The sequence below is a fragment of the Micromonospora sp. C31 genome (assembly GCF_018070575.1).
Classification (GTDB): Bacteria; Actinomycetota; Actinomycetes; order Mycobacteriales; family Micromonosporaceae; genus Micromonospora.
This window is the reverse complement of the sequence record NZ_JAGPXN010000035.1, coordinates 1-19,523: the sequence shown is the minus strand read 5'-3', so window position 1 is coordinate 19,523 and position 19,523 is coordinate 1. Positions and strand designations below refer to the sequence as shown.

Here is a 19,523-nt window from a genome sequence, read left to right as displayed (position 1 = left end):
GGTCTACGCTGTGGCCCACGGCCATCGCGCGATCTTCGGTTGTCCTCACAAACCATCGATGATCAACGCGGTGGCCGTCCTCATGCCCACGCCACGCCCAACGCCGAAGCCAAGTGACGTTGGAGTAGTAGGAACCTTGATGATCTTCTGAACCGGTCATGCCCGTCTTGCTGTTGCCAACAGCGGCGCTTCTACTCCAGTCCACTCAAGTCAGACACCGCCACGACTTTGCCGAGGCCCTGCCCACCGGGGGGTCGCGCTAGCGTGTTGGCCCTGCATGCAATGCAGGGCCAACACCGCATTACTGCAATCAGGAAACCTCCCCAACCCCCTGCATGATTGCAACTCGAATCCGACATCGAACGATTACGCCGCGCACTGCGGAAACTAAGAGTGAGTCGAAGTCGCGGAGAGTGAGGTCTCTAATGCCTGCAGAAAGCCAGTGACACCACGCCCCCGAGGCAGAACCTGGCTACTTCGCGGCCTGACGGCATCAATGGCGCCGGTAGCGGAATGGGATGCATGCCAGGTATCTACAATCAGATAGTCAGCGCGGCGAGCGAGCGACTGTAGCGCTGCTGTCGACACCAAGTCGGCGTTCCCCTCGACCGCCTTCGGCGAGCAGAGCCGAGATAGACGCTTCTCGAGCGATTCTGCGGCGCGCGGTAGGAGCGAATACAATCCGACTACTTGGCCGTCAAGCCGTCGCCACAGTCCGTCCGCTTCCTCCGTCGGCTCTTGTACGGACTGGAGCGGCAGGCCAACCTCTTCGGCCAGCGCTTCCAACTCCGAGCGCTGTCGCAGGTTGAGCCGCTTATGAAAGTCCTGCCCTCGGCTCAGGACCGCCACCACGCCGGCGGCCCGGCTGCCAGGGTCAGGAGCGGGAGCGTTTAGCAAGACCTCGACGATTCCGAGGCCCCAGTCAAAGACGGTTGGGGCGGCCACGCGCCGCCAGAGGGCGGCAATTTGATCCAGCAGCTCCCGGTAACGTGCTTGCGCTGGCGCCGCCTGCAGTAGTTGGTCGAGCAGAACCAGGTACGCCTCGCGCACCGGCGCGCTCATGTTCTGCTGGTCCGCCAGTACTACCAGGACGGTGTCACAAAACTCTACCGCCTGTGCCGTCGAAGCCGTCTCGGCAGCGGCCAGGCACAGGAGGTCCAGCACCATTGCCACCTGGTCGGCGTTGACGCCGGTCCAGGCATCCAGCACACCATTCGCCAGTCCGCTTAGCTTGGAAGCCGGCAGCGTTCGCGGGCCCTCCCACTGTGCATGCTGCCCGCGTAGGACCTCCGCCGCTTCGGGCCAGCGTTCGTCCCGGCCCAGCCGCAAACACCATTCAGTCCAACCCCGGCAGGTGCCGTCGATGAACCGGAGAAGGTCGTCGAGGTCCCGACGAAGCCGCCGGTCGAGGCTTACTCGTTCCTCCGCGACAAGTGCCTGGACAACCTCGAGGACGGCAGGGCCGTTGCCGCTGTCTTGTTTGTCGAGGACGGCCTGTACGGCGAATTCGGCGATGTCGGGATCTGCGGTGTCGAGGAAGGCCTGAATGACGGCCTCGTACTGCCTGTCCTCGAACAACGTTCGAACGTTGTCGCCGCCGCTCGTTGTCGGCTGCGCTGCAGGCTGTGCGAGCGCGGCTAGGCGGCGCAGCCGCTCCCGTTCGGCCTCGTCAGCGGCGTTCAGTAGTCGCTGAAATCGCTCGTCGTCACCCCGCGTCAGCGCGTCCAACGCGGCGACCGCTCGGCCGCCCGCGCTGCCCGGGACGTCGACTGCGGCAAGGATGGCACCGTAGCGAGCGCCCAACTGAGCGCTCTCGTACACGTCCTGTGGGGTACGACCGGCCGCGCACAGGTCGGCGGCCTCAGTCCACCACACCAGCTCAAGGAGAACTTCGTTGACTGTACGAGACCGACGCGTCCGCAGCAGTTCGGCCAGATACGGAAGCTCGCGGAGCTCGCGCCACCGCCCGAGTTCGCCGAGTAGCTCGATGTGCAGGAACCGGAGGTTCTCGGCGCTGAGTTGCCCGGTCAGGCGCAGGTCCTGCAGCGCCTGCTCTGCGAGTCGACTGTCCCGCTGCAGCAGGGCAAGGCGGAAGTCACGCAGCAGGTCGACGTGCGAGGGACGGATGGGACGTATCCGGGCGCCCCTGCCCTTAGCGGTGGCCACGGCGTCTTCCAGTCGGTCGAGCAACTCACCCGGCGCGGCGTCGACCCGGCGCACGTACGACAGTTGCACGAGGCCCGCCGCCGTCAGGGAGCGGTCTGCATGCTCCGGCCCGGGGGAAAGCAGTACCGCCTCGATGACCGCAGTCGCCGGACCGAGGAACGCCTGTAACACCTCGCGTCCCCGACGCTGCCCCTCCCGGTCCTCGGACAGAAGGTAGAAGCCCTGCGGGTGACGCTGGAGCGGGACGACCAGCCAGCTGCTGGATCCGCTAACCCACTCCCGCGCCTGCCCCTCTACGAGCAACTCCACCCGCTGGCGGAGCCCCTTGAAGCGGGCGGGGTCTCCCATGCTGACCTGCAGCGCCTCTAGCACCGTCACAGCACACCCCCGAAACGGTCGAAGGCGTCCATCCGTGCATGAGCGACGTAGGTGGGATCGCACCTCAACTCCACCTGCTCCTCGTTGAGGTGGATTCCGTTGTAGGTGATATTCATGCTGCCGACCAGGGCGTAGTCGTCGCCGGTTAGGGCTTTGGTGTGCAGGCCGCGAGTGCCGTTCACGATCATCGTGACCTGGTCGGAGACCCGTATGTCGACAATGAGTTGCTCGATGCGACGGCGGAACGTGTCGTTGTGAGCGTCAGACGTCGTGGCAATCACGACCCGCATCCCTTTGGCAGCCAAGCTGGTGAGAACCTCAGCGAGCCGGATCCCCCGGCGTCCGTAACGGGTCAGAGCCGGATAGGTGCCGCCGCTGTTGTCGATGACCTCAACATCGGAGATCCACGGCGACACCAGCCACAAACACTTGCTGGGGTTTACGAGTTCCGCAGCGAACAGCGCGCCGAGCAGGTCCAGTACCTCGCTCGCGCTCTGCGCCTTGGACTTGCGAATCACCCTGTTCACGGCGCCTCCCGCAGCAACACCCGAGCTTTCACGAAGCGAACGGTCTCCCGTACGCCCAGGACCACTGGATGACACAGGAGCGCCCCGACTTCGACCGGTTGGGTCTGTAGGTCCAGGAGGACAGATCGCAGTATCGCCCGATCGGCGTGCCCGACACGCAACGCCACCTCACGCTGCTCGATCAGCAGTTCGTGGAGTTCCTTACGCCGCTTGTTATCCCACAGCGCGGCGTCGAACACGACCGGTCCGAGGTCCACGTGGTCCCGCACAAGGGGAAACGACGCCGCAAGGCGGGGAGCATACGGGTTTGAGGAGACGGCCGGCTGGGCGGTCTGACCCCATGGCCAAAGTACGTTGGCTACCGCGCGGGCCCGCCGCTGTGCAGTCACGCCGGTTCCAAGGTGCAGCACCTCGTCGAGGTCCACGTGGTCGGCCAGCAGCCCTCCAAGCGTCCGGGCGCTCACCTCGATCCCAGTTTGTTCGGCAGCCTGATCGCGCAGATCCAGCCACGACGCCACCTCTGCCAAGAGGCGAGGATGTGCACCTGGCCCGGCAAGACGGGTGCTCAGCGCGGAGCGGGCCGCACCTCCCATGGCCAGACCGTGCGCTCTTGCGACCTCGTCCACGCGCTCGGTCGCCTGGGCTACACCAGCGTGACCGCTACGCCAAGAGACCCGGAGTTCGTCAAGCGCCGACCGCACCTCTGCTGCTTCCGTACGCACCAGCAGGCCGAGCTCCTCGTCCATAGTTTCCGCCTCGGATGAGGTGAGCGCATCCTCAAGCGCATGGGCGAACGCCTCCGGGTTCTCGCCGAGTAGCCGCTGGAACGCTTCCACGTGCCCCGTCCCACCAGGCGAAGGCTCCGACATCCAAAACACGGCGTCGTCTTCGGGAGACAGGTCCACCATGAGGTCGTCGGTGTCGACCCCGGGACATAGCGTCGAGAGCGCAGCCAGTGCGAGTTGGGCCACCGACAGGGTGAACCGTCTCTGCCACCAAACGATCCACGCAGGCGACCGGTCATCGCCCGAAATCTCGCGCAAAGCGTCGTGCACAGCAGAGAGCACGGCGGGGTCGCCCAGCCAACTCTCCCAGCGTCGCTCGTCGTTTTCATTCCGCTCGCCTGTGTCGTCGGGTGCGGTCAGCCCCAACGTCTCGGCTGCCTGCCGCAACCCACCCGCCAGACCTGGCTCGTGCAACGGCTTCCCACTCTCGACCTGCTCCGATGCGGCTGCTAGGAATACCACGTCGACGAGAGTGTCTCGGTCGAAGACCGACATGGCGTTCGGGAGGTCAGCTTCGACCTCGAGCCGGTGCCGTAGGCGTTGGGACCGCTCTTGGGGAGTGGGGGGCTGGATGTCGTCGGGAATCCTGACCCTGCCCTCCAAGGCGTCACACTGCACATCCACGCCCACGGCTGCCGGAAGCCAACCCTGCTTTCCGGCAAGACCGAAGCTCAGCGCAACCGCTCGAGGGCGCGGCTCCCACACCGTCCCGCGTGCTGTCCTGGCGTACCGCACGGTCCGAACCCCACCACCCTGGACGTGAAGATGTGCGGTGAGCGCTTCGAGCATCCGGCTGACCCCCCTGGCCAGGCGGACCCGGGAGCCAGCGCCGAGGGCCGACACGTAAAACCGCCACTCGGGGCGGACGCTGGACGCGTCCCGGACGCTGTCTAGAACAGGCTCCAGGGCTGCTGCCACCGGCGCATAGACGGCCACCCGGTCGTCGCCGTCGTCGATGAAATCCACCAGCGCCGCACGGTAGGTGCTCTCTACGTCGACCGGCAGTTCCTGCTCCCCGGCAGCAACGGCGGGCAGCCGCAGCCAGTGCCGTTTGTTCGTCGCCCACACGCCGAAGTGTCTGCTCACGTTGCCCGGGCAGAATTCGTTGAGCACCCTCAGAGCCGGGAGGTGCGCGACCTCCACCTCGCCACCACGCCCGGGCACCTGCAACTCGACGTCGGGGACCAGAAGATCGTCGAAGAGATTGCCTGGCACAAACTGCCGCACAGGGGTGCGCGTCCGCAGCCCTACGTCGTCCTCCAGTGGCTCCTCGCCACGCCATTGGTCGCGCAGTTGACGACGCATCGTCGGCACCACTGCCAGGAGCAGGGGCCTGGGCGCATCCCACAGGAGGGTGTCGACCACGCCGTCCGACCACTCGCCATTGCCGATGGCGAGCGCGTCCCGCAGGTGGCGCCGGAACCGTTCTCGTTGCGGCCCGGGACGCAACAGCCGATCCAGCATTGCCGAGAGAGCGGCCTGCCGGCTACGCGCCTCCGCCTGCTTTTTGGGGTTCTCTCGGAACAGCGCCGAGGCGGGGCCTGTCAGGTCCTCCCAGGTGGAGTTACCCCCGGAGTAGCCCAATTCCATGGACAGCCAGTCAAGAAGAGCGTAGACCGCCTGGATCCTCAGAACATAAAAGTTCTCGATGGGGAGGTTTCGCGGAGGCAGGTCCGGGTCGAACAGGGCGTCGTAAGCATCCCACGCCTGGCGGTCCCGGCCCCAGTCGCTGAGCACCACCGCTGTCCACGGGCGCATCGACGGCACTCGTCCTGCACGGCCCTTGCGCTGCAGGAACTGCGCCGCGTCGTGTGGTGCCTTGTGTTGCAGGACCGCGCCTACCCGGTCGTCGTCAAACCCCACCTCTAGGGTGGCGGTCGCGACGACCACCTGGGCTGCGGTGGCGACTCCCCGATCCTGCGAACTGGTACGTCCGATCTGCAGTGGTCGGTCCGCCTCGACGCCGTGGCCGAGATGGTCTGGCAGCCACCACCATTGCCCGTCGGGATCGCGATCACTCGCGGCCTCCCGGCGGTCAGCCGTCAGCCGTCCCTGCTTTATCCCGCGCAGGTGCGCGAGGGTCTGCGGGCGACGTATGAGAAGCTTTCCAGGCCATCGCCAGCCTTCGGCGTCTAGGAGATCCCAGTAGAGGCGGTTGGTGCTGTCAAGCTTGTCAGTAAAGGCGAACAGCCGACTGCCAAAGGTGCCGCCGGACGAGGGCGGTGGGTTGAGCGGGTCATCCGCGGTGGAGTCGAGGCAGCGGGCGAGCGCCATGCATGCCTGGATGGTGGTGGAGAGCGTACCCGTCCCAGAATGCGGATCGTGACGAAGCGCCAGGAGGTACTCAGCTCCTGACTCCTCTAACTCGCCGGCGTCTGGCTCGACGACCGCAACGGCGCCGGGCGGCAGATCCACGAGCCGGGAGAAGAAGTCACCCGCGTTACGAAGCGTTGCCGACAGGCCGACCCACACCGGAGTGCGGCCCAGCCGGTGTTTGAGTCTGCGCAGCAGGAGGGCGTTCTGGGCGCCAGCGGTGCCCTCATACGTGTGCACCTCGTCTAACAGGACGGCGGCAAGGGTCGCCGGACGGACGCCGAACGCCCCGAGGTTGCCTGGAGCGGCAAGTTGCCGGTTGAGCGACTCTGTCGTGCTGAGCATGAGATCGGCAGGCTGCTGCCGTGCGCGGTCGCGCGTCAGCCTCAGGTACTTCCCCTCCACCTCCGCCTTACAAGAGGGGGAGGTGCAGACCAGCCGTTCCTCGCCAGCACGGCAGTCAGCCTCGGGCCATACCAGCTCCGCGTCGCATTCGAGGCATCGCAAGTACGGACAGACGTAGCCCCTTCCGCGCTTCTCCCAGCCCTCAGCCCAGCCCTTTTGGACGTGGTAGGCGGAGGCGGGGGTGGGACCAAACCACGTGGCGACGCTCAACCCAACACCACGCGAACGGTCAGCTTCGCCGAGGCGTTTCGCGTACCCCACCAGCGTCCGCAGTTGGTCCTTGAGTAGTTCGTTACGGGGATACAAAGCCAGCGCTAACGTGCGGCGCGATGACCCACTCCGCCCCTTGGCCGTCTGGTCCGTCAACCAACTGATCAATGGCAGGTAAAAGGCCAGCGACTTCCCACTGCCGGTTCCGGCGGTGATCATCGCTCCCGCCCGTTGACCACTGTCCAGCGCCTCCAGCACCGCCGCAGTGCTGCGCTGCTGAAACCCGGACAACCTCTCGGGGATGATCCGCCTTGCCGCAGCCAGACCTGCCTGGCCCAGTGACGCGCGGATCTCCGCGAGAACCTGAGCGGCGGCGACATCTCGCCTGGGCCGCCGCCGGGGTCGATGGAGAAACCGGTGATCCAATACCAGCGGCCGCCCGTCGGAAACTCGACTCCCCGTGAACGACTGGCGCAGGGTGGCGAGCAGGCGTACGGTCTCGGCACTGCGGGACCGGTAGCCGCCGGTCGGCGAGTGGACAACGAGTGCGGCGTCGACGAGTTCACGGAGCAGAGCCGTCGGTTCGCCATGGCCCGCCAACAGCGCCAGGAGTTCGTCCTCGGTCCACTCGGCGCCTACCGCTCCCCACGCGAGCAGTTCCGCCTCACGAAGTTCGATGGCCGTAAGCGCTGCGAGCGCCGGTTCACGCACTCTGACCGCCCTGAGGCCGCCCCGGCACCACGCGGAAGTTATGAAGGGCGTTGTTGTCGACCAGCCAATCCCGCACGTCATCGTTGACCGAGTCGAGTGCGGCGCCGCCCTGGGTAGCCGCAGAGACGAAGCCCTTCACTGCCGGGGGGAGCCGCTGCTCAAGGAGTGCCAGGAGTTGGGTGACCTCCGCGAGGATCTCCACCGAGTCGGCGTCGGGCGGCTTTCGTTCCAGCCGCGCCAGGTGGCCGAGGGCGGCATCCAGCTTGGGCGCCACATCCTCAAGACCCTCGACGTCGGCAAGGGCCTTCGCTAGGTCACGCAACTCCTGAGCATTGCCAGCCCGGGACGCGACATGAGCGCGCCACCCGCCCTGTACGGCGTCCCGCACCTGGACCTTCAGCTTGTTGAGCAGATGTACGACCGCGCCCAACTGCCGCCTGTCCAGCCCCCGCTGTGCCGACCGCACCTGGGTCCAAAGGTCCGGCGTGGCGTCCACGCCTTTCCACCAATCGCCACGCCCAAAGGTCGCAGCCTGCGCCAGTGCCGTGAGCTCCCGAAGGGCATCCTCGAGTTCCTCGTCGCGCTGGCCAAGATCGTCAAGGTCGCCCTGCAGCCGCACCGCGTCGCTAGCGCGGTCTACCGCAACGCGAGTCTCCCTGATCCATGTCGTGGCGTCAGCCATTTTCCACCTCCACGGTACTCAACGCTTGGAGTAGCACCTCAACCTGACCGAGCTTCCGGCGCACTATCGCCGACAGATGGTCCAGATCGCCGGCCCGCCCTCCGCTGCGGGTGCACTCCTGGCGCGTCGCTGCCATTGCTCGCCGGACTACCTCGAGATCCTGCGCCCCCACCACTGCCTTTCGCGCCCAGTGCTGAATGCTCAGTGCCTCCTGTGCGGCTGACGCTGCGACGTCTCCCTGCCAGTCGAGCGGCAGGTCACCGGGCAGGATTTCAAGCCGCTCAAGTGCGTTGCTGAACGCCCACCAACCGTCACGAGGACTGAATAGATGATTGTCGAGAGCACGCTTTCCCACCTCCTTCGCGGCATGGGCAACGGATGTCGGCGTCTGCCCTTCGAGCCCGCCGGCCAACTCCTTTACGGCTGTGGCCACCTCCGCCAGGAAGCCTGCGGTCTCTCCTTCGAGGACGGTCAGCAGATCCTTCGCCGCCTTGGCGACAACCGGCTCAGCATCGGCGTATCGCGCCGCCACCGTTCTGAGGTGCTCCATCGGTTCGCTCAGGACTCGTTGAAGCCCAGCCTCAAGCTCGCCGGCATCGATGAGTTGTGGTTTGCCGGTCGGTCCTTGCCGCACCGCGGCGAGTTGTCCCAGCAGGTCAGTCGCTGGTACACGTCGCAGCACGTCACGTGCCATCCTGTCGACGGCGGCCCAACCCGGTGTGGTCTTGGTGACCGCTCCGGCGGTCTCACGCAACACAGCGCCGACATTGCGTAGCTCGTGAGGCGAGGCTCCGGCGGCGAGTAGCGCGACTGCTCGGGTGCCGACGGCCGCGCACGCGAGGTCCCGCCCACCAACGCGATCCCGGAACGCCGTGCGAACCAACTCAGCCCAGAAATCCAACCGCTCTTCGAGGCCGAACATCATCTCGACCGGGTCGTAGCCCTCGGGCCACGGCCATCTGCCCTTTTCTGAGAGCCAGTGACCGTGGTCCACGAACCATCGCGCGGCTATCAGAAGCCGGATGTCCTCCGCGTTACGCCCTAGTTCGAAGTGCAGTCTCCCGGCACCCGCGGATCGGCCACGCGCGTCGGATCCGAAGTCGAAGGATTGCCGGTTGAAGAGGCCGTTGAAGATTTCCGCACCATGGCCGTTGGCGGTGTGGTACAGATCTTGGTCCAGGTCCAGGCGCGAGGACACGAGACGGAGAAGGATGCCGCGATAGAGGTCTACCTGACTATCCGGAAGACGCACACCGTTCTGCCACTGAAAGAGATCCGAGAGAGGATTTGGTTGTACCTGCGCCGGTTTCTCGCGCTGCTTCGGCGGAACGGTGGGCACGACCTTCTGCTGGCGTGCTGCGCTCCTGTCGAACCCGAAGGCGTCGAGAACGGCCGACGGAAGCGGCTCCTCATCTCCCCAGATCACGAGGGCTCGGTACAGCCGCTCCGCCTCGGTACCGGCACGGTCCGTAAGCAGTGTCTCCTTCCCCCGTTGAACCTTAAAGTCGAAACGCTCGCGAACGCGCTCGTGCGGATACGTACCGCGGGCGATCTGGGGCTCAGCCTCAACGAGCGCCTCTGAGACGCAAACGTCCAGGATCTGCCTCGGCGTCGCATCTGACCCCCGGGCCTCGAGAGATCGCCGCAGTGCGATGTTGTTGTACGGGTAGAGCCCGACGCTGCCCAGTCCCGGAACATCCGTGGTGTCAAAGCCCGCGTGGCACTGACTGCGGAACTGGCACGGCAACCCCTCCTCGCGGGTATCACAGGCGTTGGGGACCCAGTCCTCCGTTCCGCTGCTACCCGCCTCAGACCAGGCCGCTTCGACATTCCTACGCCCGAGGCGGACGAGGTTCAGGTAGCGGGCCACGAAGGCGTCACGATCCTCGAGAGGGAATGTGTCGACCTTGAACTGGTGCGTGATGCGCGTCTGTACCGTCTCTGGGAAGTCTTTGTAGCGGTGCTCGGTCACCGCGAAGAGGACGCGGAGCGGAGCCATGTCGGCCCCGGGTTGAATGACGAACTGGTCGTACAGTTCGCCATCGACTAACCCGAATTGAGCAAGGTCCTCGAAGAGGAGGACCAATTCGCGTCCCTGTTGGCGGAGCGCTTGCCGGGAACGTTGAAACAGCAGGCTCAGGGTCTCGCCGGTGTGGTCATGCAGGCCGATGGTTCTGGGTAGGGCCTTGCGCAGCGCCTCGTCTAGTAACCGCAACGCCGGTTCGGGATCCAGCGTGATCTGATTCCACAGGACACGAAGGTTGCCGTTCCGGCCCAACTCTCTGCGCACACCAGGCGCACGCAACGGTAGATCCGCGTCCTCGAACCGCTCCTGCTGTTCGTCCCGTCGAGAGGTCTGCGCAAAGATCGACTGCATAACGTTGTCGAGTAACCCATCTGGCCTGAGAAGGACCCGGTTCACCTGCGGCAGGGCCAGAAGGTCGGCCAGTCCGTCCCGGCGTTTCCCGTTCTCGTCTGGCTCTCCCAGAAGGTTGTTGCGCTCCTCCCGAGCGCTCTGCTTGTCCGGGTCCTCGTCGCTACTTCCTGCGCTCAGTTCGAGCGTCCAGGTAAGGGCGAGACGCATCTCCTCCAGCAGTCGGTCCTGCAACTCGGCCGGGGTCGTCTTCCCAACGGCCGCGTCAATGCGTTTCATCAAGTCCTGTCCGCCACCGCCGGGGAGACCCGCGACGATAGCCCGGAGTAACTCGCGGATGGTCTGCACTGCCCGAGGCACATAGAGGACGTGGTAACGAGGATCCGGGTTTAGGTGTGCGTTAACCCACCGGACCACATGACTCTTGCCCGCTCCCGATTCACCGGTGACCGCGATCAGCGTATTCCGGTCGGGATCTCCGATGTGCGCCTGTAGAGCCCGCAGGACCTGGCGCTCGTCGGAACCATCGTCCGGAAGCTGTTCACCCTTGGGGTGGGACACGACCGTGGGCGTGTGAGCGGCGAGGAAAACTGCGTCTGCGTTGCTGGGCAGCGCCCCGATGTCCGAATAGACGGTCTGGCGTACATCTCGGTTGGTCCAGCAGCGGAAGCCCTTCATCGTGCTGGTCATTCAGCCACCTCCGCGACACGTACCTCGCCGATCCGCCAGCTTTGGCCACCAAGTCTCAGAACGGCAGCGGCACTCGCGTCAGCCGACAAGGCGAGCTCGAGCGCTCCCCGGCGCTTGAGCTTCTGCGCGGCCAGCGCAAGCGAGGCCGGAGTTCCCTGATGTCTCGCACTGCCCTCGGGCAGGGCCGACACGAGGATCGGATGGCCGAGCACAGGCAGGATCTCCTGTAGTTGCCGGACCCACTGCTCGGCGCGTTCCTGCTGTGGCAGTCTGTCGAGTACGTCGCGCAGGGCCTTAGTGGGGTCCATCAGCAGATACGCTTCCTGTCCGCCGACCTCTGCAACCGTCGCGATCCCGAGTGCCCGGGCCCAGCGCTGAAGGGCTCGCCACTGCTCGGCATTCTTGACAGCCGCACGCATGCCGGCGTTCTCGAACGCAGCCTCCGGTCCCTTGTCCCAGTTAGTCGAAAGGGGGTTCAGCGGATCCCTTAGCAGTAACCAGGTCAGAGCGAGCGCGACGTCGGACGGCGGGTTCTCGGCCATCACCTCCTCTAAAGCCCGCGCTGAAAGCAGACGGAGTACCAAGCTACGGAAGCCGCGGGAGTCTGCCGACGGGAGTCGCCCGACATCGTCCCGGACGCTGTCTTTGAGGTTCCATAGGCGCCGTCCGCGCCCGCTGCGTTCGCTGTTGAACAGCCCCAGATCCTCGCCCACGCTCAAGGATGAGGTGAGGACGTTGGATGCGTCGTCGGCAGCGGATGAAGCGCCACGCCGCTCGGCCATGGCCTCTGGTCGCAGCACCTTCTGCAGATCGCTTTCTTCCACACCGTCCGGCAGCGTCGACAGATACCGGCTGATCACCAACAAGGCTGGAACACTGGCCAGGATGTGCTGTTTCAGGTAATCCACCATTAACTCCCCAGGATATGCAGGGCGCTGTCAGCATCGAGCCCCGCGAGATCCCGCCCCACCTCCTGGCCTCCAATGGTTGCCGCTGGCCACAGCAGCAGCACATCGAAGGCCGGAGGAGCGGCGAGCCGCCGAGCCGATCGTGATCGCGGGCTCAGCCAGGATCTCGGAATGCGGTGTCCTGGAGGCCAGACCACAAAGGAAGAGCAGGGCGTCAAGTCGCTCGGGGCGACAGGCGACGGGTCGACAAACAACCAGTCAGGGGCCTCGACTAACTTCTCGGAAGTCCCAGCGATGTGCCGAACGCCTCGACGGACCAGCGCGCGAGCGAGCGGGGTAACGACTCGCTCGTGGTCGTCCGTCAGGAGGAGGATGAGGCCATCCCGGGCGCCGGCGGCGTCCGCGAGGTCGTCCAGGTTTGGGGCCATTTCGCCGGGAATTGGCCACGCTTGGGGCGGCCACGGTGGGCGCTCGTCCGCCCTTATCTCCCCGTCGGCCCGGCAACCTGGGCACCGCCCGCACGGCCAGGCGGGCTCGACGAAGTCAGCTGCCTGACCGAACAACGCGTATATGTCAGGATTTGGACGGTAAGCCTGTGCGATCGCCTCACAGGCCCGGACGCCTCGCTTGGCCACCGACTCCATGAGTTCCAGCGCTTGGACAGAACGCCCTGCTTCCCTCTTCTGCCATGACGTCCACTCCTGTGACCAGAACTGGGGGGTGGCCAGATCGCCCCGCTTCAAATTCACTGCCGCCCAGTCAGCCTGCTGATGGCCGTCCCCAACCAACTCGGCCAGATCCTCAGCGTCGACCTGAAAGCGGTGGAGCCCGCGTAACTCTACGAGACCCTGAACGAGTTGGGCGTTCCAGCGGCGGTTGTACGATCCCCGGCCGACGCCGCGACTGCCTTCAAGATCGAGAAAAGATCTCTCATGCAAGGCTCGACGGTGGCGCCAAAGGTCCAACCATCGGTCTCGAGCGGTGTCGGCGGTCAGCACCGTGATCCCCAGACTTGCTGCCTCTCGACGGTCCTGCGGAGCGGGTACTAGCAGCGCAATCGAGGCGTCGCCATCGCGTCCGCCCCGTCCCAACTCCTGATACCACCGGTCCACGGTCTCGGGCAGGCACGCATGCACGACGGTCCGAACGTGTCCATAGTCGATTCCGAGCCCAAACGCGGACGTGGCGACAACCAAGTCGACCCTGCTCGGGTGACCACCGGTAGTGCGCAGGTCGGCCAAGACCTGGGCGCGATCCTCAGACTTGGTCTCACCGGTTACAATCGCAATCCGCCGATAACCCGTTGTCCTTAGGCTAGTCAGCCAGCCCTGGGCGCTTCCCGGCGAGGTGACGTACAGCACGGCCGGTCGCGGCAGATGCGCCAGAGCCTCAAGCACCCACTCCTCACGTTGCTGATCGTCGTCCGCGTCACTGATCCATATATCAGGCTCGGCCCGCAGCGAGTTGGCCGCAATCAAGGTGCACGAATCCCCGGATCCGAAGAGCTTCTGCAGGTCCCGCAGTTCGTGTGGTCCTAGGGTGGCGCTGAGTAGCAGCGTTGTCGGGATGGGATGACCTGCCTCCGCCGCCCGTTTCACAAGATCATCCCGCAGATTGGCAAGCGTCCGGAACTCTGGGCGGAAGTCTCGTCCCCACTGAGTGACGAGATGGGCCTCGTCCACGACAAAGCCCCCGAGGCGACCGCCGGACGCAGCCTCCATCAACAGTGAGCGCAGTACACGGCTGACCGACTCTGGCGAGGTGACGAGGATTGGTTGTGTGCCGTCAATGACCCGACGGCGCAGTCGTTCCCGCAGATCCTCGTTGGTGCTGGCGGTCCACGCGAAGTGCAGGGCCGCCTTGTCCGCCCGCGGGTACCTGCGCGCGTAGTGATCTCGGAACCGACGTTCGAAGTCGTAGGCCAGTGCCACAGTCGGCACGACGATGAGGGTAACCGCATCCGGGTACCGTTCGGCCAGGCAGAGCGCTACCTCTGTCTTGCCGGAGCCGGTGGGCAGCATCGCCATCGTGCTGCTGCCGTCCGGAACCGACACTATTGCCCGGCAGGCGGCACGTTGGCCAGCGGTGCGGTAGCGGACATGCCCGGTAATACGCTCGAAGAACGGGTCGGCCGGCAGGTCGTCCTGGTGAAAGCGTCGCGCCGAGTCCGTGCCAGCCGCGGCCGCAGCATCCGGTGCCCACGCGAGTTCTCCGGAGCGCGACGACAGGTCGAGCCACTTGGGCTGCCAGGCGGGCGCGAACCAGGTGTCTGCCGGGTCCTCTCGCAGATTCACGACCCCAGCCACTTGGCGCAGCCGGGCGGAGATGTGCGGGGAGACGGTGATTCGAACGTTCCGTTTAGCGGCCAGGGACCACCGCCGAAGGAGATGCCGAAAGAGTACAGCGAGGTCGAGGTCGGCGCTCTTGACGTCACGAACTAATTGCGCCACCCGAGCGAAGAGGTCGTCCTCGAATTCCGGCGCGCCATTAGTGAGGGAAACGAGAAGTTGGCGAAGTTGCTCGTCCTGATCGGGTGAGGGCGCCAACTCTGTCATGCGGTCGGCCAGAGGACGATGCCGCCGCAGGCCGTCATCGATACAGCGGGAGTCCTCACACCCTGCGTCAGTGCCCAGCCAAGAGCCTCCTCGCGCTTGAGGTCCAGTTGCGCGCTCACACGTTCGGCAGCCGACCCCAGCCGCTCCGATCTGGCACGCAGCACAGCAAGGCGCGCCGCTACCTCCTCCTGCGCCCGCTCTGCCGCGGCGGCCGGTGCACTCGCCATCGCTGGCGAGGCCCGCAAAAGGTTTTGAGCTATCTCCCCTGCAATCTCGCAGAGTTGCCGCCAATCGGGAAGAGCGGACAAAACCTCCTCCCACAGTTCGCCCCTCAAGACCTGGTCGGATCCCGGGTGGAACGGCAGGCCCAGTACATCCCGAACGAGGCTTGCTGGTGCGGGCCCGGAGGCGCTTGTCCAGGTGCGAACGATTGCTGGCGGCAGAAGTGCATCAGCCCGACGCTTCAAACGCCGACGCTCAGCTTCATTGGTAACCTGCCCGGGCGAGGCGTCGAATTCCACCAGGAAGTCGCAATGCAGCCAGAGCGTCGGTACTTTGACTGCCGAGCAGGGCCGAACGAAGGCGTGGGCACGTCCCCGCTCGTCGCCCTGCAAGTATCGGTAGAGCCAGTCGACGAGGGGATCCCCGAGGCGTAGCGGAGCAACCCCTCTCCGGGCGATGGCAGCGTCGCGTCCGTACGCGCGGGGCCGTCTGAGCAGGGGACGCAGTTCCTCTACCGCATCGGCGGGAAGTCCATGAATCTCCGGGCCGAAGTGGAGCAGGCCCTTGTCCGGCTCCTCATAGGAACGAAGCCCGACGCCTCCACGCCTTCGGACAAGTCTTGAGAATGCCTCACGCAACGCGGTGACATTGTGTTCCGCTTCGCGCAGTTCAATGACGGCCGCCTGATCGAAGTGCGATGTAAGGGCGCCGGACTCGACTTCCTCGAGAAGGTCGACCTCCTCACGCTCCTCCTCAAGGTTGGCCCGCAGTTCGGCGAGGTCGAACTCGAACGCGTGCCTGCCTAAATTCTGCAACCGTTGCGTCAACTCATCTAGCAGTTCGGCCAACCTGTGCTGCAGCGTCGCGGCGGACTGGTCGAAGATTCCGATTCCCTGGGTTAGTAAACGTAGGTGCGCGCTGACCCAGTCGCTGTGCGGCTCATCGAAGACGACGATCTCCGCAGCACCGGGTCGCAAACTGTATCGATCTAGGCGCCCGATCCTCTGCTCCAGTCGGTTTGGATCGAGCGGCAAGTCCAAGTTCACTAGGACGTGGGCATCCTGCAGGTTCCGGCCTTCTTCGAGTGACTGGTCTCCGACCAGTACCCGGCCGCCTGGCGCAGACAAGAAGTCCCAGACAACCTCTTCGTGGTCGCTCTGGCCTACACCGCCGAAGTGCCTACCGACCCGTCCCGGCCAGCGAGCGATGGCCTGCTCGTAGAACTCTTGAGCAGTATCAGGCGATGTTCCCACAATCACGACCTTGAGGCCCTGGTCTAGCCGACCTTGTGCCACCTCAAGGCTGGACTGCAGGCGCACGCTCGTATCCATCAGTTCGAGGCGGGCTACGGCTGCCTTCAGTAGGGGCCGGTCGTTCGGGGGTACAAAGTCGTGAGTACCGGCCGATGCCGCGAGCCGCAACTGTAGGTGGCGCAGGAGTGCCCTTGGCCCGCCCAAGCCGTTTAGGGCCGCCCTCGCGTACAGACTTCGACTAGATCGCCCGTCTAGATGTTCCCGGTATCGTTCTAGGAACGTATCCACTGTGGGGCGGGCGGGGTCATCCAGGCGGACGAAGACGGTGCGGCGGCCCGCGACAGGATATCCGTCAGTTGCAGGCGTATTTCTTCGATGCCGGATCATTCGCCTGCTGACGCGATACGTCTCCCGTACGTAGTTGACCAGGTCAGACCATCGGGGGGACGTCACGTCCTCCTCTGATCGGCATTCATGCACGAGGCGGAGAACCGTTGGATCCGCCCCGTGCAGCAGTTCCAGATTGTTCAGAACGCTGAGGCGGTGGCGTCTGCTCGTGCGGGGCGAGGAAAGTAACTGAAGCCCCGTGGCCTCCCTTTCACGTTGTTCCACTCTCTCCCGGAAGCCCTCCATGTCGCCTCTCGGAAAGGCGACGGGATCAATAAGGTTAAGCAGGCTGAGGAAGGCCGCATGATCTTTTCGCATTGGCGTTGCCGACAGCAGCAGGAGGGCCTTGGTCTGCAATAGATTCTGTCTAAACGCAGGCGTTCGGTCGAGGAAAGCAGCCAGTCGATGCGCCTCGTCCACCACAACAAGCGCCCACTGACCCAGGGACGGGCAGTCCGATAGGCGCTCATGGCAGGCTAACTGCAGCCTTCCCTCGTCGATTTCCTCGCCGAGGAGGAACCGATCATGCAGTTCCTCTTCCCATTGACTCGTCAGCTCGGCTGGCGAGGAAACGAGTACGGTTGCCTCGGGGTCATCGAGGAGCATCTGGCGGATGACGAGGCCAGCTTCTATGGTTTTGCCGAGCCCGACTTCGTCCGCCAGGAGATAACGTGGCACTGGATCTGCCAGCACTCGGGCGGCGGTGTCCAACTGGTGCGGGTAAAGAGCGATGGGTGCCGACAATGCAGCCGTGAAGCCTCGAGCGACACCGCGTTGGTAAACCAACTGGTCGAGGAAGAGGTAACGCGCCTCGTAGTACTCGGGCGAATCGCAAAATCCATGGGCAACGGCAGCGACCGGGTCGGCCAGTGGCCGGTTCCACCGCACCAGCAGGTGTTGCTCATCCAAAGCGATGTCGCCCGAGACGGCAGGCAGCCGCACAAGATAGCGACCGTTGCTCAGATGGCCGGCGACCTCGCCTGCCATCCAGCCGTATATCTTGCTCCTGACCCAGACCCGCGCCCCGTAGTTAAGCTTCGCCAAACGGACCCGCGCGACGGGTACTTTACGGACTTCCTCTCGGGCACCCGGCAAGTCAACATAGCGGAGGTGTGCCTGCCCACCCTCGACCGCATCGCACCACGCAAGGCCATCACTGCTCTCTATGTCTCGCACGATGCGTGCAACCAAATATGACCTTCGGTCACCCGACTCACCCGCGGGCCGCGATCGGCCAACGGCGTTCGATGTAGTGGGCATTCCGGACAAGAGGTGCCTTTCAGGTACACATATTCGGATTCGGCTGGGGCATTGATGTTTTGGCAACACCCGCGCCGGCTATCGCGCAAGGATTGTCTGGTGCGCTTGGCAGGCGCCCAGGAACTTCACCGACAGGTCGAGGCGCAAGACTCTGGCCGGCGGATGGGCGTCGAGCAGTTCACCGATACCCCTCGCGCCACAACTACGCAGGTATGACGGTGACGCGAGGTCAGTAGGCAGAGCCACCCCGACTCGAGGTGGACGGTCGTGACGTCCCGACGGCCCGCCAGCAGATGCAGCACGGGTCGAGCGGGACTTCGCATCGGTTCTCATCGTGTGCCGTGCCGACAACTTGCAGCGCCCAGCCCGAGGTGCCAGCCAACTCGGCTGCAGCGTCAATCGCGTCACCCGGTCCGGCCCTGGTGAATGACAGAACCTAGTCGACGGGGCCCGTACCTGCGCGGAATCCGGTGAATGGGTAGAGGGCCGTCGCCACCACCGATGCCGCCGAGGCGGGCAGGCGCCACGAAACCGGTAGCCGGTGTATCGGTAGCTTCGGGTTGTGCCGCAGCAGCACCGCCACTGCGGACTGAACCCGACCCCAAGCGAGCCTCGTCCAGCACGCCGTCTCGACGGTTCAAAACGGGCGGACTTGTCCCGGTTGCCGACGAACAACGCCCGCTCGAACCGGCCGGCCAGCAAAGCGTCCGACCGCATATGGTAAGCCTCAGCCAGGTCTGCCGATGGCCAGGCGCCCTTGGTGACGGTGGCCCACTCGGCGGTCGTACTGATGATGACGGCCGGACCACACAGGTCAGCGACCTTGGCGGAGGCCCGGACCATCTGGTGGGCCTTGACCCGCTCGGTTGGCTGATGGTCAATCGCGGAGAGCCGGCCAACGCGGAGAGCCGGCACCTTTCGCGCGAAGCGGTCGATAAGGTCGTCGACCTGCTCGTCGGGCTGCGCGGAGATGATCAGCGAGTCACCGCCCTCCACCACAATCGTGTCGCGCACCACCAGCCTCGACTTGCCAGCCCCGGGTGGCGAGTCGACCAACATGCCACGGGGGGCGCCGGAACGCAGGTCGGCCAGCAACGCCCCAACGACTCGTCCCGCTTCAAGCGCAGGCGGTATCTCCAGCCCAGCAAGCATCGACCTCACCTCCCCACAAGGTGTGCTGCGGACATTACGCCCGGAACACTGAAAGCGGGACCCCGAGGTATTCAGCCGATCAGCCGGTCCTACCTAACCTGTCTGCGCTGTCAATAACCTCCGTAGCTGAGATTGCTATATGGCAACAACTCCCTGCAGTTCCGCGTATCCGCAGGTCAAAGCGCGGATCGGAGCAGTGTAGGGGCAGCAGTGGCCTAGCGGCGAAGATAACGAGCCGAGCAAGCCCTGCAACAACATAGAGCACTCATTGTCGCCAACCCGACAGCTCGGGTGGGGCCTGCGGCCCCAGGGCCTCGGCAAAGTCGTGGCGGTGTCTGACTTGAGTGGACTGGAGTAGAAGCGCCACTGTTGGCAACAGCAAGACGGGCATGACCGGTTCAGAAGATCATCAAGGTTCCTACGCCGTGTTGATCGCCGAAGTGAGTCATGCCCGCCCTGCCATCATCGCTGATCTCGTCGGTGTCGTGTGCACCGGCTCTGACCGTGTCCGAAGCCGCTGGTGGACTGCTCGCAGCGCTGGCCGA

At 65.0% G+C, this 19,523-nt stretch carries 8 protein-coding genes; all 8 read right to left on the bottom strand.

Going from position 1 to position 19,523, the window contains the following annotated elements; translation table 11 throughout:
* Positions 1-387 precede the first annotated feature (387 nt).
* The 8 genes from dpdD to dpdE are packed head-to-tail and all read right to left on the bottom strand — an operon-like array spanning position 388 to position 17,826.
* Complete coding sequence (gene dpdD / locus KBX06_RS26890) at positions 388-2,544, bottom strand: protein DpdD (protein WP_210839819.1); 2,157 nt, start codon at positions 2,542-2,544, stop codon at positions 388-390.
* Positions 2,541-3,071, bottom strand: a complete 531-nt coding sequence (gene dpdK / locus KBX06_RS26885; RefSeq protein WP_210839818.1) for a phospholipase D-like domain-containing protein DpdK — start codon at positions 3,069-3,071, stop codon at positions 2,541-2,543. Before dpdK ends, dpdD begins: the two co-directional genes overlap by 4 nt.
* Positions 3,068-7,495 carry a protein DpdJ gene (gene dpdJ, locus KBX06_RS26880; protein ID WP_210839817.1) on the bottom strand — a complete coding sequence of 1,476 codons (4,428 nt, stop codon included), beginning with the start codon at positions 7,493-7,495 and terminating at the stop codon, positions 3,068-3,070. Before dpdJ ends, dpdK begins: the two co-directional genes overlap by 4 nt.
* On the bottom strand, positions 7,488-8,177 hold the full coding sequence (locus tag KBX06_RS26875) for a hypothetical protein (protein WP_210839815.1): 690 nt from the start codon (positions 8,175-8,177) through the stop codon (positions 7,488-7,490). The genes dpdJ and KBX06_RS26875 overlap by 8 nt, the downstream gene beginning before the upstream one ends.
* Complete coding sequence (locus KBX06_RS26870) at positions 8,170-11,241, bottom strand: ATP-binding protein (RefSeq protein WP_210839813.1); 3,072 nt, start codon at positions 11,239-11,241, stop codon at positions 8,170-8,172. Before KBX06_RS26870 ends, KBX06_RS26875 begins: the two co-directional genes overlap by 8 nt.
* Positions 11,238-12,152: a protein DpdG gene (gene dpdG / locus KBX06_RS26865; RefSeq protein ID WP_210839811.1), complete on the bottom strand. Its 915-nt coding sequence runs from the start codon at positions 12,150-12,152 to the stop codon at positions 11,238-11,240. Before dpdG ends, KBX06_RS26870 begins: the two co-directional genes overlap by 4 nt.
* Entirely contained in the window at positions 12,152-14,704 is a 2,553-nt protein-coding gene (gene dpdF / locus KBX06_RS26860; protein WP_210839809.1) for a protein DpdF, read from the bottom strand. Before dpdF ends, dpdG begins: the two co-directional genes overlap by 1 nt.
* Entirely contained in the window at positions 14,701-17,826 is a 3,126-nt protein-coding gene (gene dpdE, locus KBX06_RS26855) for a protein DpdE (protein ID WP_305798315.1), read from the bottom strand. Before dpdE ends, dpdF begins: the two co-directional genes overlap by 4 nt.
* Positions 17,827-19,523: the final 1,697 nt, after the last annotated feature.